Origin of the sequence: Pseudomonas fluorescens (assembly GCF_012974785.1) — a bacterium.
Lineage (GTDB): Bacteria > Pseudomonadota > Gammaproteobacteria > Pseudomonadales > Pseudomonadaceae > Aquipseudomonas > Aquipseudomonas fluorescens_BT.
Window position 1 is genome coordinate 170347 of sequence record NZ_CP027561.1, and the last position, 22482, is coordinate 192828.

Consider the following 22482-nt stretch of genomic DNA (forward strand, 5'->3'; position numbering starts at 1 on the left):
TCTTATGACGACTCAAGCAAAGCAAAAACTCGCGGTGGCTGTGGCCGCTGCGCTGGCGGTCGGCGTGCTGGTGTATCTGGCGATGCCCGGCCTGTTCGGCAAGCGCACTCAGCAGAACACCAACGACGCCTTCGTCTCTGCCGACTTCACCCTGGTGGTGCCGCGTGTGGCCGGGTTCATCAAAGAGGTGCTGGTGGAGGACAACCAGCAGGTCAAGGCCGGGCAGTTGCTGGCGCTGATCGATGACCGCGACCTGCGCGCCGCCGCCGAGGCCGCCGACGCGCAAACCCTGGTGGCCCGCGCTCAATTGCAGAACGCCAAAGCCACGCTGGAGCGCCAGACCTCGGTGATCGCACAGGCGCAGGCGTCGGTGGTTTCGGCCAAGGCTGAAATGGCTTTCGCCCAGCAGGAATTGAACCGCTACAACCATCTCGCGGGCGTTGGCGCCGGCACCGTGCAGAACGCGCAACAGGCGCGCACCCGGATCGATCAGGCCTCTGCGCGGCTGGACACGGCCACCGCGAAACTGGCAGCGGAACGCAAGCAGGTGGAAATCCTCACGGCGCAGCGCGATGCCGCCGAAGGCCGTTTGAAGCACGCTCAGGCTGCGCTGGAAATCGCCAGTTTCGAGCTGTCCTACACACGCATCACCGCGCCCCAGGACGGCATGATCGGCGAGCGCGCCGTGCGGGTCGGCGCCTATGTGACGCCGGGCAGCAAACTGCTGGCGGTGGTGCCGCTGAAGCAGGCCTATGTGGTCGCCAACTTCCAGGAAACCCAGCTCACCGACGTGCAGCCGGGGCAGGACGTTGTCGTGCGGGTCGACAGCCTCGGCGGCGAAGCCCTCACCGGCCGCGTCGAGAGCATCGCCCCGGCCACCGGCGTGACTTTCGCGGCGGTCAAACCGGACAACGCCACCGGCAACTTCACCAAAGTCGTGCAGCGGATTCCGGTGAAAGTTTTGCTGGATCCGGGCCAGCCATCGGCCGAGCGCCTGCGCGTGGGCATGTCGGTGGAGGCGAGCATTGATACCCAAAGCTCGGCGACGTCGGTGCGTGAGGTGACGCAGCGATGAAGCGCGTTCAGTCCATGACAGTGGTCCTGAGTCTGTCGGCGTTGGCGGCGTGCACCGTCGGCCCGGACTTCCAGAAACCCGAAGCCACCCGGATTGCCGAGTGGGCCAAACCGTCAAAAACCGCCGTCAGCCAGGCCGTCAGCGAACCCTTGAACGAGCGCTGGTGGGAAGTCTTCAACGACGCGCAGCTCTCGGCCCTGACCCAGCGCGCCTTGCGCAGCAACCTTGACCTGCAACTGGCCAGCAGCCGCCTGCAACAAAGTCGCGCCGCTCGTCAGGTAATCACCGCCGACCGTTATCCAACGACCGCCGCCACCGGCAGCTACGCCCGCAAACGCAACAGCGGCGAAGGCCTGAGCGACCCGTCCGGGCACAACGGCGATTCCGCCTTCAACCTGTGGGACGCCGGTTTCTCCGCCTCTTGGGAACTGGACTTCTGGGGCCGTGTGCGCCGGGAGACCGAAGCCGCCGATGCCAACCTCGAAGTCGCGGAAAACGACCGTCGCGGCGTGCTGCTGGCGGTACTCGCGGACACCGCGCAGAACTACATTCAGTTGCGCGGCGTGCAGAACACCCGCGCCGTCACCGAGCAGAACCTCGACGTGGCGCGGCACAGCCTGAAGCTCTCGCAACTGCGGTTGAACGACGGCGTGGCCACCGACCTCGACGTCGCCGAAGCGGCCGCGCAAGTGGCGGCCATCGAATCGCGGCTGCCGGCGCTGGAGCAACGTCAGGCGCAACTGATCAATGCCATCAGCCTGTTGATGGGCGAGCCTCCGCAGGCTCTGACCAAAGCGTTATCCACAGATGCGCCGGTGCCGCAGTCGCCGCTGACCGTCGCCATCGGTCTGCCGTCGCAACTGGCCGAACGCCGCCCGGACATCCGCCAGGCCGAAGCCCGTCTGCATGCCGCCACCGCCAACATTGGCGTGGCCAAGGGCGATTTCTATCCGCGCATCACCCTGTCCGGCAATCTCGGTTCGCAAGCCATGCAGCTCAGTGATTTCGGTTCCTGGGGCTCACGGGCCTTCGGCATCGGCCCGCAATTCAGCCTGCCGCTGTTCGACGGTGGCCGCTTGCGCGGCATGCTGCAACTGCGCGAAGCCCAGCAGCAGGAAGCGGCGATCGGTTATCAACAGACCGTCCTGCGTGCCTGGCACGAAATCGACGACCAGCTGACCGCCTACAACGCCAGCCAGCGCCGCCGTGACAGCCTCGCCGAAGCCGTGCGCCAGAACCAGATCGCCCTGCGCACCGCGCAACAGCAATACGTCGAAGGCGTGGTCGACTTCGTCAACGTCCTCACCGTGCAAGGCGCACTGCTCGCCACCCAGGAGCAATGGGTGGAAAGCTCCACCGGCGTTTCACTGGCGATGGTCGGGTTGTACCGGGCGTTGGGCGGGGGATGGGAGTCGGTGTATCCGGTGGGGGAGATGGCGCAGCGTTGATTCTCCCACCCGAATGATGGCCTTTCGCTTGACGCTAATCGCCGCTGTCGTAGACTCCGAGCATCCGTCAGGGAGTAACGGTTATGCGGCGTTTTCGTGGTTGGGTTGTCGGATTGACCTTTGTAACGTGTGCAGTTCAGGCTCAAACGCCCGCGCCAGACGATCCGCTGCTGGATAACGGCGGGGCGGCGAATGCGTCGGCCAGCAGTGAAGCGCGCGGTGTGTTGCGGGCGCGGGATCAGGCGACGCTGGCCAGCGAGTTGTCGGGACGGATTGTCGAGTTGCCGTTCAGCGAGGGCGAGTCGTTCAAGAAGGGCGATACCCTGGCGAAGTTCGACTGTTCGGCCTATCAGGCCCAGTTGAATGCCGCGCAAGCCGCCAGCCGTGGCGCCGGTGAAGAGCTGGCGCACAACCGGCAACTGGCGGCGCTCAATTCCGTCGGGCGTTTTGAAGTGGCCCGGGCCGAGGCCAAGGTCAGCGAGACTCAGGCGCAATCTCAGGTTTATCAAGTTCAGGTCAAACGCTGCAGCGTGGTGGCGCCGTTCGACGGGCAAGTGGTCGAGCGCAAGGTGCAACGCTACGAAAGCGTGCCGGCCGGGGCGCCATTGCTTGATGTGGTGGACAACCGCACCCTGGAAATCCATTTGCTGGTGCCCTCGCGCTGGATGGCGAAGCTCAAGCCCGGTCAGACCTTCAGTTTCGTTCCCGATGAAACCGGCCAGCCGATCGGTGCGACGGTAAAACGCCTTGGCGCACGGATCGATGAAGGCAGTCAGACCCTGTTGCTGGTCGCCACACTTCCTGAAGCCAAAGGCCTGCTCGCCGGCATGAGCGGCACTGCGCGTTTCCCGGAGCTTAAGTGAACGCCCCGGTGAGCGGCGGTGCCGAACAGGTGTTCGCGCGGTTTCTCGATCTCGAACGGCAGACCCGCGCCGCCCGCGATGCGTCGCAACTGGCCTACAGCCTGGTCAATGACGGGCAGCCGCTGTTCGGTTATCGCCATGCGGCCCTGCTGATCGCCGGCAAGGTGCAGGCGGTGACGGGTGTCAGCGCGGTGGAGCCGAATGCGCCGTTCGTGGCGTTCGTCGAGCAGGCGGTGGCGCAGTTGTTCAAGCAGGATGTGCTGAAACAGGCGCGGGTGATCACGCCCGAGATGGTCAGCGAGTCAATCCAGAGCGACTGGCGCAGCCTATCGGCGCTGCAGGTGTTCTGGCTGCCGCTGATCGACCGCGAGGGTCAGGTGTTCGGCGGTTTGTGGCTGGCCCGTGATCTGCCGTGGAACCCTTCCGAACAAGTGCTGCTGTCGCAACTGGGCGACACCTACAGTCACGCCTGGCTGGCGTTGCAACCGCGCAAGCCGTGGCGGCTGCGCTGGACGCGTAAACGTCAGGTGGCACTGGTCGCGGTGTTGTTGCTTGGCTTGTTGATCCCGGTGCGCCAGTCGGTGCTGGCCCCGGCCGAAGTGGTGCCCTTGGGTGGGCGAGTGGTGGCGGCGCCGCTGGACGGGGTGATTGCCGAGTTTCTGGTCAAACCCAATCAGAACGTGAAAACCGGTGATCTGCTGCTGCGCTTCGAAAGCACTACGCTCAAGGCCCAGGCCGATGTCGCCGAGCGTGCGCTCGGTGTGGCCGAAGCCGAACTCAAAGCCAATTCCCAACGTGCATTCGCCGACGCCGAGTCCAGCTCACGGGTGGATCTGCTGGCCGCCCGGGTCGAGCAGAAACGCGCCGAACGGGACTACGCCCGGGAACTGCTCAACCGCAGCGAAGTGCGCGCCGAGCGCGACGGCATTGCGGTATTCGCCGACGCCGAGCGCTGGACCGGAAAACCGGTGCAGACCGGCGAGCGACTGATGGAAATCGCCGACCCGAGCCAGGCCGAACTGCGCATCGAACTGGCAGTAGGCGATGCGATTTCGCTGGAGCCGGGCGCCGATATTGCGTTGTTCCTCGACAGCGATCCCTTGCAACGCCACGTCGCCCGACTCGAGCGTTCGGCCTATGAAGCCCAGCCCACCGCTGGTGGCCAACTGGCCTATCGGCTGGATGCGAATTTTACCGACGCACCGCCGCGTATCGGCCTGCGCGGCACGGCGAAGATCTTCGGTGATCGCGCGCCGCTGGCGCTGTATCTGCTGCGCCGCCCACTGGCCGGTTTGCGTCAGAGCGTGGGCCTGTAAATGAACCTGCCGAGCCTGCGTGCCGACCTGCAACTGTCGCCCGCGGCGCCGGCGCTGGACGGCTCGCCGCGCTGGACCCTGGCCGACCCGGTGCGCGGGCGCTATTTCAAACTCGGCACGGCGGCAATGCGCCTGTTACGCCACTGGTCACTCGGTGATCCCGAGCAGGTGCTGCGCGCCGCCAACCGTGAACCAGGCTTGCCGCTGGACGGCGTCGAGCTGGAGCAACTGCTGACGTTTCTGCGCGGGCATGACCTGATCAGCGCCCTCGACGATCAGCAACGCGCCAGTTACCAGCTCAAGGCCCTCGCGCAACGCCAGAGCCTGTGGAAAATCCTGCTGCATCAATACCTGTTTTTCCGCATTCCACTGTGGCGCCCGGACGCGTTTCTCAATCGGGCGTGGCCGTGGCTGCAGCGATTCGGGCCAAGGATTTTGCGCTACGGCTTTCCGGCGACCCTTGGGCTCGGGGTGTTTCTGGTCTCGCGGGACTGGCAGCGATTTGTCGGCACCTTTCCGCACCTGTTCAGCCTCGGCGGCGCGATCGCGTTCGGCATCTCGCTGTTTTTCGCCAAACTCTGTCATGAATTCGGCCACGCGTTCATGGCCAAGCGCGCCGGGTGTCGGGTGCAGAGCATGGGCGTGGCGTTCATGGTCTTGCTGCCGATGTTCTACACCGATGTCAGCGATGCCTGGCGGGTCAATGACCGACGTGCGCGGCTGCTGATCGGTGCCGGCGGGGTGCTGGCGGAATTGCTGCTGGCCTGCATCGCGTTGCTGGTCTGGTCATTGCTGCCGGACGGCCCGGCGCGCACGGCGGCGTTCATGCTTGCCAGTGCGACCTGGATCACCACGCTGGTGGTCAATCTCAATCCGTTCATGCGTTTCGATGGCTACTTTCTGCTCAGCGATTTGTGGGAGGTCGACAACCTTCAGGGCCGGGCCTTTGCCTTCTGCCGCTGGCGCCTGCGTGAGTTCTTGTTCGGCTATGGCGCACCGGCGCCGGAGCCTTGGTCGCCGGCGATGCAGCGGCGTTTGCTGATCTGGGGGTACGGTTCGTGGTTATGGCGTGCGGCGTTGTTTTTCGGGATCGCGCTGGCGGTCTATCACCTGTTCTTCAAGGTGTTGGGGATCTTCCTGATGCTGGTGGAACTGGTGTGGTTCATCTTTTTGCCGATCATGAGTGAGTGGCGCCAGTGGTGGAGTCGCCGCGAACAGGCTCACGGCCCGCGGGTGCTGCTCAGCAGCCTGGCAGTGCTGGGCTTGTTGCTGGTGCTGATCGTGCCGTGGCGCAGCGCGGTCGAACTGCCGACGATGCTCGAGGGCGGTCGAGCCAGTGCGCTGCATGCGCCGGTGGCGGCGCGGGTCAAAACGGTGAAGGTTGCGGACGGCCAGAAGGTCGCTCAGGGCGACGTGCTGATCGAACTGGAGTCGCCGGATCTCGACTCGCGACAGGCCATCGTCCGCCGGGAAATCCAGATTCAGCAGTTGCTGATGCGCCGTCAGGCCGGTCGCAGCGAAACGGCTGCCGACGCCGGCATCGTCGGGCAACGCCTCGCCGAAGCCGTGGCGCAATACCGTGGCTTGAGCGCTCGCCGCGAACGCCTGCTGCTGCGTGCGCCCCATGCCGGCACCGTGCGTGATTTGCTACCGAACCTGACACCGGGCCGCTGGCTGTCGAGCAAGGATGCACTGGCGCGAGTGGTCGAGGACGGTTCGCGCCTGCGTGGTTATGTGGCCGAGGCCGAGTTGTGGCGGGTCAAACCGGGGGCCACCGGGCGGTTTATCGCCGATGACCCGATGCACCCGGCGATTACCGTGAAGCTCGATGAAATCGATACCAATGGCGTGGCCTATGTCGATCAGGAAGCGCTGACGTCCGACCATCACGGGCCGATTGCCGTACGCCGCGATCAACAGCAACGGGCGGAACCGGTGCAGGCGCAATACGGCGCGCGATTGACTACGCTGGATCAGCCACCTGCGCCGGTACAGCCGTTGCGCGGCGTGGTGGTGTTGCAGGGCAGCGGCGAATCGGTGCTCGGCGTAGCCTGGCGTCGGCTGGCGGCGCTGGGGGTCAGGGAAAGCGGTTTCTAGGGAGCGTGAATATGGCGGACAACGCAGCAGTGTCGGCAGACGGCCTGGTGGTGCGACCCTCGCGGGCCACCGACGGGCCTTTTCTGCAAAGTCTCTATCAATCCGCTCGCCCGGATCTGCAATGGATCGACGGCGAGCAGGACGTGGTGCAGCAAGTGGTCGCGCAGCAATTTCAGGTGCAGGAACAGGGCGTGGGCGAGAACCATCCCAATGCCATGCACTACGTCGTGGAAAAACTCGGCACGGCCATCGGTGCACTGAGCACGGATTTCGGCCCCAACGAAATCCGCGTGTTGTACATCGCCTTCATCCCTCAGGCCCGGGGCAAGGGTTACGGTCGTGCGGTGCTGCAAGGTGTGCAGAAGGCCGCGCAGCAAGTGCGTTGCCCGGTGGCGACGGTGGTCTGGGCCAACAATCCCCATGCGCGCCAGCAATACCTGGCGCTGGGGTTTGCGGTGGAAGAGCGCAATCCGGCGGCGGAGCGGCTGGTGTGGTATCCGCAGTGAGCCTTGAAAATCAATTGAAGGAAATACAGAAGTAGCCCAACTGTGGATCCCGCCCCATCGCCGGCACTCGTGACACGAAAATATCTTCCACCCGGCCGAACGCCGGCAGCTCCAGTGCGCACAGGCCGTCGACAAACTCGGTCGGCTCCAGGCTGTTGAATTCGAGGCAGAAGGGCATGCGTTCGCTGTGGCGCATTTTCGCCGACGGGGCTGCTTCAAGGTGGGCGAGTTGAATTGGCAGCGCCGTGCCATCCGGCAGGTGCAGTGTGCGTTGTTGCCCCAGCAACGGCTGGAGGTGTTCGATCTGAACCGATTGCAGCATGGTTTGACTCCAGAGAAAAAACGAAACGTCCGGGGGCTCGGGGCCCCCGGACGATTGCTCAGTTGCGCGACGGAAAGAGACCGTTCAGGGCAACGCTGAAGTTGAGGACCAGGAAGGGGTTCATGATGCCCAGCGGCTGGCTGCCGCCGGTGGAGGAAATGTCCCCGGTGACGGTGGTGGTCACACCTTTGAGTGGCACTGGCGTGGCGCCCTGAGCGTCGGAATAGATGTTCGCCGAGCCGGGGCCGCCGCCGGAGGCACCGAGGTAGGAATTGGTGGCAGTCGGTACAGTCGCCGGATTGCTGGCGGGGACCGCTAGCGACAAGGCCGTGTTGGCGCTCAGACCCGTCATCGCGTGGGTGTGGTTGGGCATGTTGGCAATGGTGGCGGTGACGCTTTCCGTGCCAGCCACCTGGCCGATGATGCGCGGCGTCAGGCCCAGACCGTTGCCTTGGGCGATTGGCACGCGACCTTGCAGGTTGGGCAACTGAAAGTTGGTCGTGCCGTTGCCGCCGTAGTAGGTGCCCAGCAACGCGAACAACGCGTTGTATTGCGCAATGGAAAGGGTCTGTCCATTACACAGGGCCCAGCCATTGGGGGCGAAGTTGAAGGCGAACGGTTGAATCGTACCCATAAAGACTTCCATGGTTCCTCATCCTTCTGTTATGTGGTTGGCGCGCCGCGCGTTAGCCTGTGTTGTCGGGCAGGTGGAAAGGCTTTGCTGGCGCCTTCCGTTTGCGCAGGCAGGTCACGCCAAGCCGTAGCGTAGACCCGGATCGACGGACTTGCCGGACGTCGTCGCGGCCGCGCGTCGACTTCGCCGCTGGCCTACAGTGAGCGCAATGATTGAGGCTGTTCTGTACTCGAAAAATCTAAGGGAAGCTTGATGGAAGCGCGTCGCGAGACTCCGCTGGGGGATACCCAGGACCCGTTTGCCGCACCAAATGCCGGTGTCCGGCGTCTGCTGCGCTGGGTTCGCCAGCAGTGGCTGATACCGATTTTGCTGTTGGCGACAGTCGTGCGTTTTTATGACCTGACCGCCGCCGCGATCTGGGGCGACGAAGGCTCCAGCCTGCTGCTGGCGCGCTATACGCTGGGCGGTATCTGGGAACATGCGGCGTTCGATGTGCATCCGCCGTTGTACTTCATGCTGCTGCACGGCTGGGTCAGTCTGTTTGGCGAAGGGATTCTGTCGATCCGCAGCCTCAGTGCCCTGGCCGGCATCGCCACAGTCGGTCTGGGCATGTGTCTGGTCGATCGTCTGGCGACCCGTCGTGCCGCCATCATCGCCGGGGTACTGCTGGCGCTGCTGCCGACGGCGGTGCGCTACAGCCAGGAAGTGCGCATGTACTCGCTGCTCGGCCTGTTGCTGCTCGGCACCACCCTGGCATTGATCTGCTGGGTCAGACGCCCGCAGCGCCGACGGTATCTGGTGATCTACGCGCTGCTGATGAGCGCCGCGTTGTACACCCATTATTTCGCCGTGCTGGCGGCACTGAGCCATTGGCTGTACCTGGGGCTGATCCGCCTGTTGCCGGGTTATCGCCTGCGGCACATCCAGCGCAAGGACTGGTGGCTGGCCAATCTGGCGATCGTCGCACTCTACCTGCCGTGGCTGCCGAACCTGCTCGATCTGACGCAGCACATGGAAGAACTCAAGGTCGGTGGCGATGTGGGCTGGGAAGATCCGGTGACCCTGTCCTCACTGCCGTCGATGATCTGGCTGTGGCTGATCCAGAACGAAGGCGATCATCTTCCGGTGTTGCTGTTCGGCGGCATGCCGCTGGCCATGCTGGCGCTGGCGGGCGTGGCCGTGGCCCGTGACCGCAGCGTGAACCATGGCAGCGTGCTGCTGGCGCTCTACACCGGTGTGCCGTTGTTTCTGGTGTTCGCGGTGTCGTTCATCAGCCCGGTGTTCATCGAGCGCTATCTGACGGCCTACGCACTGGGGCTGCCGATGCTGGTGGCGCTGGCCATCGACCGTTTGTACAGCCGCGCTCGAGTGCTGGCGGCGGTGGTACTGGTGTCGTTTGTCGGGATCGAAATGGTCGGGGTGAACACCAACGCCACGGTCGATCCCGATGACCAGCTCAATGTCATGGTCGATCACATCAACCATCACTTCGTCAGTGGTGACCGGATCGTTACCAGCGACATGCTCTGGTACCTGAGTTACGTCTACTACAACCGCACCGATGCTCAGGTAAGGCTGTACACACCGCCCGCCGCCGACGGGCGCTCGACGCGTCCGAACCATTACGGTTTCGGCACACTGGTGCCCGATGAGGTTTATCTGGATCGTCTCGCCGATCTGCCGAAAAACAGCTCCCGGGTCTGGTTGATCGGTGACCTGGACCCGGAAGTGGCGGACCCGTTCCTGCCTCTGCCCAAGAGCTGGCAGTTGCGTGATCAGTCCAGTGCTGGCGGGGCGAAAGCGCGACTTTTCGTTATGGAAAAGGACGATCGTACCAACGGAGAGTGACTTAAACGCTTCACCTGACTGTTCGCGATAAGAAATGACATTACAAGTCCGTTTTGCTCTATGTTGATATCAAAACACTACTAGTCGAAAGGTTATTGTTGGACTACGCTCGTCGGATAAAAGGACTTACAAAGTAATGGTGAAGGGATTGCAGCAGTTCCACTTTATCTCCGGCTTGCCGCGCTCAGGTTCGACTCTCCTGTCTGCGATTCTTTTGCAGAACCCGCGCTTTCATGCCGGCATGACCAGTCCGGTCGGCGCGCTGTTCTCCGGTGTCCTTGAACAATGCAGCGCCGGCAGCGAATTCGGTGCGGTGATCGACACCGACATGCGCCGTCGCCTGCTGCGCGGGCTGTTCGATTCCTACTACGCCGACAAGGCCGACAAACCGGTGGTGTTCGACACCAACCGGCAGTGGAGTTCGCGCCTGCCGGCGATCAACGATCTGTTCCCCAAAGCCAAGGTCATCGCCTGCGTGCGCAACGTCGCCTGGGTGATGGACAGTCTGGAGCGGCTGTACCGCGCCGACCCCTATGAAAACACCAAGCTGTTCGGCGATGCCGTCGAGCGCAACACGGTCTACAGCCGCTGCGAAACCCTGGCCCAGCGCAACCGCCTGGTGGGATTCGCCTGGGCGGCGCTCAAGGAAGCCTATTACGGCGAGCACGCCGATTCGCTGCTGATCGTTGATTACGACCTGCTGACCCAGGCCCCCGAGCGGGTGCTGCGGCTGGTCTACGACTTCATTGGCGAACCCTGGTTCGAGCACGATTTCGACCACCTGGCCTATGACGCGCCGGAGTTCGACCAGGCCCTGGGCGTGGCCGGCCTGCACAAGGTCAAACCCAAGGTCGCCCTGCAGTCGCGGCGCACGATTCTGCCGCCGGACCTGTTCAAGCAATACGCCGATTTGTCCTTCTGGCTCGATGGCTCAGCCAGCGCTGCCAATGTGATTCGTATGAAGTCCGACGCCGCGATCAGTTGATCGCGGCGTTTTTCATTGATGCGTTTACAACTGTTCGAGTCCGGGTGAGCAACATGTGGTGGAGCAAGCAAAAGTCGCGGTTAACCGAAAGCCAACGGACGCTGGCGGCGCCGCTGATCATGTCGCTGGAACCGCGCCTGCTGTTCGACGGCGCCGTGGCGGCCACTGTCGCTGACACAGCCGCCCAGGCCGACAGCCATCCCGCTGCCGATGCGGCCAAGACACCCACGGCCGATCATCCGTCGGTCAGCAAGGACACCCACGGCCAGGCCGATGCCACACCTGCGGTCAGCCCGGTGGCGGTACCTGGGCAAAGCGTGGTGTTCGTCGATGGCCGGGTCAAGGATGCCGACAGCCTGCTCAAAGGCGTCGCCCCGGGGACGCAAGTGGTCAAGCTCGACGCGAGCAAGGACGGCTTGCAGCAGATCGCCGACTATCTCGACCAGCATTCGGGCGTCAGCTCGGTGCAAATCATTGCCCACGGCAACGCCGGTGACCTGTGGCTGGGCAACAGCTACCTGTCGGCGGACAACGTCGCGCAGCGCAGCGCGGTGCTGGCGGAAATCGGCAAGGACATGAACGTTGGTGGCGACATCCTCATTTACGGCTGCTACACCGCCGAGGGTGACCGTGGCCTGAGCTTTGTCGACTCGCTGGCGCAATTGACCGGTCGTGACGTGGCGGCGTCGAACAACCGCACCGGTGTGGGCGGTGACTGGGATCTGGAGATCGCCACCGGCAAGATCGAGAGCGCCAACGTGCTGTCGACCTTGTCGATGAGCGAGTACCAGTGGGGCCTCGCCACCTGGACTGCCACCAACAACGCGAACACCGGGGTCGGCTCGCTGCGGGCAGCGCTGGCGTCGGCGCAGAACGGCGACATCGTGACCTTCAGCACCGGCATGACGGTACAGCTCACCTCGGAATTGCTGATCAACAAGAGCATCACGGTCGATGGCGACCTGAACAACGATGGCGTCGCCGACGTCACCCTCGATGGCCAGTACAAGACCCGGGTGGTGGAAATCACCTCCGGCAGCACCGTGACCCTCGATGGTCTGGTGATCACCCGGGGCCTGGTCTCGGGCAACGGCGGCAATGGCGGCTATGGCGCGACCGGGGCCATGGGCGGCGGGATTTTCAACGCCGGCATCCTGACCCTGAACAACGTTTCGGTGACCGGTAACGCGGCGGCCGGTGGTGGCGGTGGCGGGGGTGTGACCGGTGCGTTCTACGGCGGTGCCGGTGGCGGCGGCGGTGGCCTCGGTGGTCAGGGCGGCGGTCATGGCGGCACGGCCGGGCCGGGCACCGGTACGCTGGGTGGCCAGGCCGGCAGCGGCGGTGTCGGCGGCTACGGCGGTGGCTACGATGCGACCCACATGGGCGGTCGTGGCGGCTCCACCATCGGCGGCGCCGGTGGTGTCGGCGTGTCCTATTACAGCAACGGCGGCAATGGCGGCACCGCCAACAACGGCACGATTTCCATTGGCGGCGGCGGTGGCGGCGCCGGTTGGGACAAGGTCGGCGGCGTCGGCGGCAATGCGGCCGGCGGTATTTATAACGCCTCCACCGGGACCCTGAAAATCGTCGGCACCTCGGTCATCAGCAACAACATCGGTGCGGGCGGCGGTGGCGGTGGCGGCAGCGGCCAGGGCAGCAACAACCTGAACGGCGGCGACGGCGGACGGGGTGTCGGCGCAATCTGGAACCAGGGCGGCACGGTACTGATCACGGCCTCCAACTTCAGCTCCATCACTGGCAACGCGGCGGGCAGCGGCTCCGGTGGCGCAGAACTGGGCGGCGGCGTAACGGGCTCTGTACCCTTGGCCTTCGCGGCGATCTACAACAACGGCGGCACACTCAACACCGCTTATGTGGAACCACCGACCGCCACCATCGTGATGTCCGACACCGCCCTGAAAATCGGCGAAACCTCGCTGGTGACCATCACCTTCAGCCGGGCGGTGACCGGTTTCACCAACGCCGACCTGACCATCGCCAACGGCACGCTGACAGCGGTCAGCAGCAGCGACGGCGGCCTGACCTGGACCGCGACGTTCACCCCGACCAACAACATCACCGACGCCACCAACCTGATCACCCTCGACAACACCGGGGTGAACGCGATCAGCGACGGTGTGGCGGGTGTCGGTACGACCAACTCCGTCAACTACGCGATCGATACGGCGCGCCCGACCGTGACCATCGTGATGTCGGATACGGCATTGAAAATCGGCGATACCTCGCTGGTGACTTTTACCTTCAGTGAAGCGGTGACCGGCTTCACCAACGCCGACCTGACCATTGCCAACGGCACCCTGAGCGCGGTGAGCAGCAGTGACGGCGGTATTACCTGGACCGGGACGTTCACCCCGAGCGCCAGCATCACCGACACGACTAACCTTATCTCTCTGGACAACACCGGTATTGCCGACCTGGCCGGTAACGCCGGCACCGGCACCACCGATTCGGTCAATTATGTGATCGATACGGTGCGGCCGACCGCGACCATTGTTGTGGCCGACACCAACCTGGCGGCGGGAGAAACCTCGCTGGTGACCATTACCTTCAGCGAAGCGGTCAGTGGCTTCACCACGGCCGACCTGACGGTGGCCAACGGCACCCTGACCGGCCTGAGCAGCAGCGACGGCGGCGTCACCTGGACCGCCACGCTCACGCCAACCACCAACATCACCGACACCACCAACCTGGTCACCCTGGACAACACCGGGGTCGTCGATCTGGCCGGCAACGCCGGCAGCGGCACCACCAACTCCAACAACTATGCGATCGACACCGCGCGGCCGACAGCGACCATCGTGGTGGCCGACAACAACCTGAAAATCGGCGAAACCTCGCTGGTGACCATCACCTTCAGCGAAGCGGTGACCGGTTTCACCAACGCCGACCTGACCATTGCCAACGGCACCTTGACGGCGGTCAGCAGCAGCGACGGCGGTATCACCTGGACGGCAACCTTCACGCCGACCGCCAGCATCACCGACGCGACCAACCTGATTACCCTGAACAACACCGGCATCGCTGACCTGAACGGCAACGCCGGCAGCGGCACGACCGATTCGAACAATTACGCCATCGATACCGTGCGCCCGACCGCGACCATCGCCTTGTCCGATAACGCGTTGAAAATCGGCGAAACCTCGGTTGTGACCATCACCTTCAGCGAAGCGGTGACCGGTTTCACCAACGCCGACCTGACCATTGCCAACGGCACGTTGAGTGCGGTGAGCAGCAGCGACGGCGGTGTCACCTGGACGGCGACTTTCACGCCGACCAGCAACATCACCGATGCCACCAACGTCATCACCCTGGACCAGACCGGCGTCTCTGACCAGGCCGGCAACGCCGGCAGCGGAACTGTCGACTCCGGTAACTATGCCATCGACACCCAGCGTCCGACCGCGACCATTGTGGTTGCCGACAGCACCCTCACGGCCGGTGAAACGACGCTGGTGACCTTCACCTTCAGTGAAGCGGTGACCGGTTTCAGCAATGCCGACATCGTGGTTGCCAACGGCACCCTGACGGCGGTGAGCAGCGGCGACGGCGGCATCACCTGGACGGCGACGTTCACGCCGAACGTGGGCGTCAACGACGCCACCAACCTGATTGTCCTGAACAACACCGGCATCGCCGACCTCGCCGGCAATACCGGCAGCGGCACCACCAGTTCGCCCAACTACACCATCGACACCGTGGCGCCGACCGCGACCATCATCGTGTCCGACTCCAGCCTGAAAATCGGCGAAACCTCGCTGGTGACCATCACCTTCAGTGAAGCGGTGACCGGTTTCACCAACGCCGACCTGACCATCGCCAACGGCACGTTGTCGGCAGTCAGCAGCAGCGACGGCGGCATTACCTGGACGGCGACCTTCACCCCGACCAGCAACGTCACCGACGCCACCAACCTGATCACCCTCGACAACAGTGGTGTGCAGAACCTGTCCGGCAACGCCGGCAGCGGCACCACCGATTCGAACAACTATTCGGTCGACACTCAGCGTCCGACTGCCACCATCGTGGTCGCCGACACCGCGCTGGGCGTCGGCCAGACCAGTCTGGTGACCATCACGTTCAGCGAAGCGGTGACCGGTTTCACCAATGCCGACCTGATCATCGCCAACGGCACGTTGAGCGCCGTGAGCAGCAGCGACGGCGGCATTACCTGGACCGCGACCTTCACCCCGGCGGCAGGGATTACCGACACCACCAACGTGATCACCCTGGACAACACCGGCATCGCCGACCTCGCGGGCAACGCCGGCAGTGGCACCACCGATTCCAACAACTATGCCGTCGACAGCCAGCGCCCGACCGCCACCATCGTGCTCTCCGACAGCAGCCTGAGTGCCGGAGAAACCTCGCTGGTCACCATTACTTTCAGCGAAGCGGTGACCGGTTTTGACAATTCCGACCTGAGCGTCGCCAACGGCACCTTGAGCAACGTCACGTCCAGCGACGGCGGCATCACCTGGACGGCGACGTTCACGCCGAACGTGGGCGTCAACGACGCCACCAACCTGATTGTCCTGAACAACACCGGCATCGCCGACCTCGCCGGCAATACCGGCAGCGGCACCACCAGTTCGCCCAACTACACCATCGACACCGTGCTGCCGACCGCGACCATCATCGTGTCCGACTCCAGCCTGAAAATCGGCGAAACCTCGCTGGTGACCATCACCTTCAGTGAAGCGGTGACCGGTTTCACCAACGCCGATCTGACCATCGCCAACGGTACGTTGTCGGCAGTCAGCAGCAGCGACGGCGGCATTACCTGGACGGCGACCTTCACCCCGACCAGCAACGTCACCGACGCCACCAACCTGATCACGCTGGACAACTCCGGCGTGCAGAATCTGTCCGGCAACGCCGGCAGCGGCACCACCGATTCGAACAACTATTCGGTCGACACTCAGCGTCCGACTGCCACCATCGTGGTCGCCGACACCGCGCTTGGCGTCGGCCAGACCAGTCTGGTGACCATCACGTTCAGCGAAGCGGTAACCGGTTTCACCAACGCCGACCTGATCATCGCCAACGGCACGCTGAGCGCCGTGAGCAGCAGCGACGGCGGCATTACCTGGACCGCGACCTTCACCCCGGCGGCAGGGATTACCGACACCACCAACGTGATCACCCTGGACAACACCGGCATCGCCGACCTCGCGGGCAATGCCGGCAGCGGCACCACCGATTCCAACAACTATGCCGTCGACAGTCAGCGTCCGACGGCGACCATTGTCATGAGTGACAGTGATCTGCGCCCTGGCGAAACCGCCCAGGTGACCATCACTTTCAGCGAGGCGGTGACCGGTTTCGACAACTCGGACCTGAGCGTGGCCAACGGCACCCTGAGCAACGTTTCGTCGAGCGACGGCGGCATCACCTGGACGGCCACCTTCACGCCGAACATCGGCGTTACCGACCTGACCAATCTGATCGTCCTGAACAACACCGGCATCACCGACCTGGCCGGCAACACCGGCAGCGGTACCACCAGCTCGGCCAATTACCAGGTGCAGACCGAAGTGCCGACCGCGACCATTGTCATTGCCGACACTGCGCTCAAGGCCGGAGAAACCTCGCTGGTGACCATCACTTTCAACGAAGCGGTCAGCGGTTTCGACAACAGCGACCTGACCATCGCCAACGGCACGCTGAGCAACGTCAGCAGCAGCGACGGTGGCATCACCTGGACCGCGACGTTCACGCCGACCAACAACATTACCGACAGCAGCAACCTGATCACCCTGAACAACGCCGGGGTGGCCAACCTGTCGGGCAACAGTGGCGTCGGCACCACCGATTCCAACAACTTCGCCATCGACACCGCGCTGCCGACCGCCACCATCGTGGTTGCCGACAACCGCCTGGGCATCGGTGAAACCACCACGGTGACCATCACCTTCAGCGAAGCGGTGAGCGGGTTCGACCTGTCGGACATCAGCGTCGCCAACGGTTCGCTCTCGAACCTGACCAGCAGCGACGGTGGCGTGACCTGGACGGCGACTTTCACGCCGACAGCCAACGTCAACGACCCGACCAACCTGATTCTGATCGACACTGCCGGCGTCCAGGATCTGGCCGGCAATGCCGGGGCGAGCATTGCCATCTCCAACAACTACCTCCTCGATGCGACCCGGCCGACGGTGAGCATTGTGGTCGCCAATCCGCATCTGGGCATCGGCCAGACCACCACGGTGACCTTCACGTTCAGCGAGGCGGTGAGCAATTTCGACCTGTCCGACCTGAGTGTGACCAACGGTGACCTGAGCAACCTGACCAGCAGCGACGGCGGCAAGACCTGGACCGCGACCTTCACGCCGACCGCGAATGTCACCGACCCGAGCAACTTCATTGCCCTGGACACCAGCAACGTCACCGACCAGGCGGGCAACGCCGGCAGCACGGTGGCGGTGTCGAACAACTACACCCTCGACAGTGAACGGCCGACCGCTACGGTAGTGGTTGCCAATCCGAACCTGGGCGTCGGCCAGACGTCGCAGGTGTTCATTACCTTCAATGAAGCGGTGACCGGTTTCGATCTGTCGGACCTCAGCGTGGCCAACGGTACCTTGTCCAACCTCAGCAGCAACGACGGCGGCAAGACCTGGACCGCGACCCTGACGCCAAACGCCAACGTCAGCAGCGCCAGCAATGCGATCAGCGTCAACCGTGCCGGGGTCAGCGATCTGTCGGGCAACAGCGGCAGCGGGATCAGTCAGTCCGGCAACTATGTGATCAACACGGTGCCGGCCGTGCCACCGACGTCTCCTCTGGTGGTGACGCCGGATCCGCAGTTTCGCAGCAGCGATCCGGTCGTGGCACCGCCACCGCCCAACGTACCGCTGCAACCGGTGGTCTTCACGACGCCTGTCGGGAATCTCGGTTCACCGCTGACCTTCCCGCCGCTGTTCGAGCAGCGGGTCATCGGCAACGGTATCCGTCCATTGGGCGACATCTTCATCAACCACGGTGCCTTGAGCCCGAGTTTCATTGCCCAGGTGTTCACCAGCAGTGACAGCGGCGGCGACGGTTCGGGCCACGGCTTCCTCGGCTTTGGCGGGGGAGATGGGGGCGTGTTCGGTATCAGCACCCTTTCCAGCCTGTTCAACCAGAACAGCGAGACAGAGCGGGATTCACTGAACGCCTTCGACAGTCACTCGATCAAGGGCGGCGACATTACCCAAGGCCTGCGCGGTGTGTTCGGCGCGCCGACCCTGGGCCAGCAACTGCAACAGATCAAGGACAGCGAGCAGCACCGGGTGGATAACCTGGCCGCGGCGCTGCAACAGGTCGGCATCAGCGAAATACCGGCCTGACAAACCAGAACAATCCAACAATATGTGGGACCTAGGGGCGATCCAGGGATGAAGAAAAGTCAGAAGTTGTTCGGCGCCAGCCTGCTGGCGCTGGCGATCAGCGGATGTGCAGTCACCAGTGAACCGATCGAACGCAGTGTCAGTGAGCAACGGGCCCGAGCCGACCTGCAAACCATGTACAAGGGCCAGGAACCGTTGCGCGGTCCGTTGACCCTGCACCAGGCCATGGCCCGCGCGGTGAAATACAACCTCGAAGGTCGCTTGAAGATCATGGAGGAAGCGCTGGCCAAGCGGCAGCTCGATCTCGCCAGTTTTGACATGCTGCCGCGCATGGCGCTGGACGCCGGTTACGTCGGACGCAACAACGTCAGCGCCTCCAGCAGCCAGAGTGTGCGCACCGGCACTCAGTCTCTGGAACCGTCGACCTCCCAGGACCGCGACCGCAACGTCGCCGACCTGACCATGGTCTGGAACGTTCTCGACTTCGGCGTCAGCTACATCAACGCCAAGCAACAGGGCGACCAGCGCTTGATCGTCCAGGAGCGTCGTCGCAAGGTGATCAACACCATCGTCCAGGACGTGCGTTCAGCCTATTGGCGGGCAATGGCAGCCGAGCGTCTGCTCAAGCAGATCGACAGCCTGATGGCACGGGTCGACGCTGCCCGACGCAACAGTGAAAGCATGAGCGAGCAGCGCATCGGCGATCCGGTGCAGTCCCTCGGATACCAGCGTTCACTGATCGAAGCCACCCGGCAGCTGGAAGAGCAGCGCCGCGCGTTGTCGCTGGCGAAAACCGAACTGGCGACCCTGATCAACCTGCCGATGGGCACCAACCTGACGCTGGCCACCGACGACGGTTATCAGATCCCGGAACTCAAGGTCGATATCGCCAAACTGGAACAGGAAGCCCTGACCAGTCGCCCGGAACTGCGCGAGCAGGATTACCAGACCCGGATCAGCGCTGCCGAAACCCGCAAAGCCATGCTGCGCATGCTCCCGGGCCTGGAGTTCTCCGCCGGCGGGCACTACGACAGCAACTCGTTCCTGGTGAACGACCGCTGGGCCGACTATGGCGTGAAAGTGACCTGGAACCTGTTCAACGTGATCTCCGCTCCGGCGGCCATCGATGTGGCCAAGGCCGGTGAAGAAGTCGCCACCGCACGGCGTCAGGCGATGTCGATTGCAGTGCTGGCGCAATTGTACGTGGCCAACGCCAACTATCAGGAAGCGCTGCGCCAGTTCAAGACCAACCAGCAACTGTCGGACATCGACGGGCAAATTGTCGGTCAGTTGCGCAACCGTCATCAGGCGGCAGGCATCGGCGAGCTGGATTTGATCCAGGGCGAACTGAACAACCTGCAAGCGGACTTGCGCCGTGACCTGTCCTACGCCGACCTGCGCAATGCCTATGGCCAGATCTTCGCCAGTGCCGGCCTCGATCCGTTGCCGGATCAGGTGCAGTCGACTGAAGTGCAGTCGATCGCCACGGCGCTGGCCAACCGCGAAGCGGCGTGGGCGTCGGGGGATATTTCGGTGCCGGCGGCCCGTGCCGCTGCCAAGTGAGTGATGAGTCGGCCAGCGTACTCGCGCCTGCCGGTCTCTGTGGATTTGCCGTTGCTGTTGCAGGCCTTGGCGGCGATCGAGGACACAGACTGGCACGGCCATTTCAACACCGCGTATTTCAGCGGTGACTGGAGCGGTGTGGCGCTGATTTGCGCTGCCGATGCCTTGACCGAGTTGTCACCCGGTACCGCCGAACCGGTGCCGCGCCGCCCCTGGTTGAATGACCGCCGCTGGCAACAGGCGTTGCGCGACCTGCCGTTGGAGATCGTCAGTGCCCGGCTGCTGCGATTGGGGCCGGGTGGGCAGATCCATGAGCATCGCGATTACGATCTTGAGGGTGAGAACGCCGATATGCGACTGCACATTCCGCTGCTCAGTCCGCCTGCGGTGGACTTCTGGCTCGATGGCCTGCGCATGCCGATGATGGAAGGCGAGTGCTGGTTTCTCGATCTTGCGCGACCGCACCGGGTTGACAATCGGGACAGTACGGCACGCATTCATCTGGTCCTCGATTGCCGACCCGGCGCCTGGCTGGAGCAGATGATGACCGACGGTTTGCCAAGCACACCGCGGCCGGATGCCGAAGACTCGGCGCTGCAGCGATTTCAGCGTCTGCTGGCCGTGGATCGGTCGTTGTCGGCGACCTTGCAGGCGCTACGTGATCCCGAAGCGTTCATCAGCCGAACCCTGGCGTTGGCCGCCGAGCGCGGCTTGTCATTCTCCCGGGAAGAACTGCAGGCGGCGATGCGCAACGGGCGCCGCTCGTGGAACGAACAATGGCGAGCCTGAATTTCGACGGCTGGCTGCCGATTCGCATCTGGAAAGAGGGCGGGCAATGGCTGGTCGACTGGTGCTGGTTCGGTGACACGCCGCTGCACCAGCCGTTTTTTCGCGAGGCGGTGGAGCAGGCGCTGCAGTTGCCGTTCAATCAGGCGTTTCGCCGGCAGACGTCCTTGTCGGCGCTTGCCGATTGGCAAGCACTCAGCCCGGGCCTGTCACCGAGCGCTTTCATCCTGCACGCTTCGCGCTGTGGTTCGACGCTGATCAGTCAGATGGTGGCGCAGCTCGCCGATCACATCGTGATTTCCGAGGCGCCCCCCCTGGATGCCTTGCTGCGCAGCGATCTGCCGGCCGCTGAACGTCGTGCGGCCATCGCCGGGTTGCTCTCGGCCTACGGTCAGCGCCGGCGCGGGATGGAGCAGAGACTGGTGATCAAGCTCGATGCCTGGAACATCGGCGAATGGCCGTTATTGCACGACTGTTTTCCCGACACGCCGTGGCTGTTTGTCTACCGCGATCCGCTGGAGATCGCCGTTTCACATCTGCGTCGCCCAGGCATGCACATGGTGCCCGACCTGCTCGGCGCGTGCGTGCTGGACGACGACCTGCCATTCAAAGGAAGCGAGGATTTTATCGCCCGGCGACTGGGACGGCTGCTGGACGCGGCGTGTTTGCACTGCGCTGATTTCGACGGGCTGGCGGTGAATTACAACGAGTTGCCTGAGGCGATGACAGGACGGTTGGCGAGGTTCTTTCAACTCAATGCCGAGCAGTGTGAGCAGGCGCTGACGGCTTCTGCGCAGCATGCGAAACAGCCGTCACAGGCGTTTGTCGCCGATGGCGAAAGCAAACGCCTTGAGGCTTCCACTCTGTTGCGCACGCAAGTGGAACGTTGTGCGCGGGCGCCCTATGACGCACTGGAGCGCTTGCGCAGGCTCACGATTTTGCCGACAGATCCGCCATTCCCTTGAGCAACTCGATCGGCAACGGAAAGACGATGGTCGAGCTCTTGTCACCGGCAATCGAACTCAGGGTCTGCATGTAGCGCAATTGCATGGCGCCGGGCTGGCGGCCGAGCATTTCGGCGGCCTGCATGAGTTTTTCCGAGGCCTGCAGTTCGCCTTCGGCGTGGATCACCTTGGCGCGCCGTTCCCGTTCCGCTTCAGCCTGTCTGGCGATGGCGCGCACCATCGATTCGTTGAGGTCGACATGCTTGATCTCGACATTGGCCACCTTGATGCCCCAGGCGTCGGTCTGGGCATCGAGCACTTGCTGGATGTCGATGTTCAACTGTTCGCGCTCGGCCAGCAGTTCGTCCAGTTCATGTTTGCCGAGTACCGCGCGCAGGGTGGTCTGGGCCAGTTGACTGGTGGCGGTCAGGAAGTCTTCGACCTGGATGATCGCTTTCTGCGGGTCGAGCACGCGGAAGTACAGCACCGCGTTGACCTTGACCGAGACGTTGTCGCGGGTGATCACGTCTTGGGGCGGCACGTCGAGGACGATGGTGCGCAGATCCACCCGGACCATTTGCTGCACCACCGGAATCAACAGGATCAACCCCGGCCCCTTGACCTGCCAGAAGCGCCCGAGCTGGAACACCACGCCGCGTTCGTATTCACGCAGGATGCGGAACGTCGAGCCCGCCAGGGCAATGAGCAACAGCAGCAGCGCGACAAAACCGATTTGCAGACCCATG

At 63.7% G+C, this 22482-nt stretch carries 15 protein-coding genes; 12 read left to right on the forward strand and 3 right to left on the reverse strand.

Translation table 11 applies throughout. The annotated features are described in order from the left end of the window. Positions 1-4: 4 nt before the first annotated feature. From C6Y56_RS00725 to C6Y56_RS00750, 6 genes are all read left to right on the forward strand, one after another. Complete coding sequence (locus tag C6Y56_RS00725; protein WP_169428314.1) at positions 5-1075, forward strand: HlyD family secretion protein; 1071 nt, start codon at positions 5-7, stop codon at positions 1073-1075. Next, positions 1072-2523 (forward strand): efflux transporter outer membrane subunit, encoded by a 1452-nt coding sequence (locus tag C6Y56_RS00730; protein ID WP_169428315.1) that lies wholly within the window; start codon positions 1072-1074, stop codon positions 2521-2523. The genes C6Y56_RS00725 and C6Y56_RS00730 overlap by 4 nt, the downstream gene beginning before the upstream one ends. A gap of 83 nt (positions 2524-2606) precedes the next feature. Further along, entirely contained in the window at positions 2607-3386 is a 780-nt protein-coding gene (locus C6Y56_RS00735) for an efflux RND transporter periplasmic adaptor subunit (RefSeq protein ID WP_169428316.1), read from the forward strand. Then, a complete protein-coding gene (locus C6Y56_RS00740; RefSeq protein ID WP_169428317.1) occupies positions 3383-4702 on the forward strand; it encodes an efflux RND transporter periplasmic adaptor subunit in 1320 nt (439 codons plus the stop codon). Before C6Y56_RS00735 ends, C6Y56_RS00740 begins: the two co-directional genes overlap by 4 nt. After that, positions 4703-6799 carry a biotin/lipoyl-binding protein gene (locus C6Y56_RS00745; protein WP_169428318.1) on the forward strand — a complete coding sequence of 699 codons (2097 nt, stop codon included), beginning with the start codon at positions 4703-4705 and terminating at the stop codon, positions 6797-6799. It abuts the gene before it with no gap. 11 nt (positions 6800-6810) lie between these two features. Then, complete coding sequence (locus C6Y56_RS00750; protein ID WP_169428319.1) at positions 6811-7305, forward strand: GNAT family N-acetyltransferase; 495 nt, start codon at positions 6811-6813, stop codon at positions 7303-7305. A gap of 10 nt (positions 7306-7315) precedes the next feature. On the opposite strand, the gene C6Y56_RS00755 is transcribed toward C6Y56_RS00750, so the two are convergent. Beyond that, positions 7316-7627 carry a DUF6916 family protein gene (locus tag C6Y56_RS00755; RefSeq protein ID WP_169428320.1) on the reverse strand — a complete coding sequence of 104 codons (312 nt, stop codon included), beginning with the start codon at positions 7625-7627 and terminating at the stop codon, positions 7316-7318. Positions 7628-7685: 58 nt separating this feature from the next. Then, complete coding sequence (locus tag C6Y56_RS00760) at positions 7686-8273, reverse strand: phage tail protein (protein ID WP_169428321.1); 588 nt, start codon at positions 8271-8273, stop codon at positions 7686-7688. Positions 8274-8513: 240 nt separating this feature from the next. Between C6Y56_RS00760 and C6Y56_RS00765 the strand changes: the two genes are divergently transcribed. The 6 genes from C6Y56_RS00765 to C6Y56_RS00790 all read left to right on the forward strand — a co-directional run bounded on the left by C6Y56_RS00765 (position 8514) and on the right by C6Y56_RS00790 (position 21757). Beyond that, a complete protein-coding gene (locus C6Y56_RS00765) occupies positions 8514-10109 on the forward strand; it encodes a glycosyltransferase family 39 protein (RefSeq protein WP_169428322.1) in 1596 nt (531 codons plus the stop codon). A 139-nt stretch (positions 10110-10248) separates the two neighbouring features. Next, positions 10249-11094 carry a sulfotransferase family protein gene (locus tag C6Y56_RS00770; protein ID WP_169432579.1) on the forward strand — a complete coding sequence of 282 codons (846 nt, stop codon included), beginning with the start codon at positions 10249-10251 and terminating at the stop codon, positions 11092-11094. Between the two features lie 53 nt (positions 11095-11147). Next, positions 11148-18443, forward strand: a complete 7296-nt coding sequence (locus C6Y56_RS00775; RefSeq protein WP_169428323.1) for an Ig-like domain-containing protein — start codon at positions 11148-11150, stop codon at positions 18441-18443. Between the two features lie 48 nt (positions 18444-18491). Then, the gene (locus C6Y56_RS00780; RefSeq protein ID WP_169428324.1) at positions 18492-20006 is read left to right on the forward strand and encodes a TolC family protein; all 1515 of its coding nucleotides are present in this window, start codon (positions 18492-18494) and stop codon (positions 20004-20006) included. A gap of 3 nt (positions 20007-20009) precedes the next feature. Then, complete coding sequence (locus tag C6Y56_RS00785; RefSeq protein WP_169428325.1) at positions 20010-20795, forward strand: aspartyl/asparaginyl beta-hydroxylase domain-containing protein; 786 nt, start codon at positions 20010-20012, stop codon at positions 20793-20795. Further along, complete coding sequence (locus C6Y56_RS00790) at positions 20783-21757, forward strand: sulfotransferase family protein (protein ID WP_169428326.1); 975 nt, start codon at positions 20783-20785, stop codon at positions 21755-21757. The genes C6Y56_RS00785 and C6Y56_RS00790 overlap by 13 nt, the downstream gene beginning before the upstream one ends. Here C6Y56_RS00790 and C6Y56_RS00795 read toward each other — a convergent pair. Then, positions 21723-22481: a slipin family protein gene (locus tag C6Y56_RS00795; RefSeq protein ID WP_169428327.1), complete on the reverse strand. Its 759-nt coding sequence runs from the start codon at positions 22479-22481 to the stop codon at positions 21723-21725. The two genes, C6Y56_RS00790 and C6Y56_RS00795, sit on opposite strands and share 35 nt — an antisense overlap. Position 22482 lies beyond the last annotated feature (1 nt).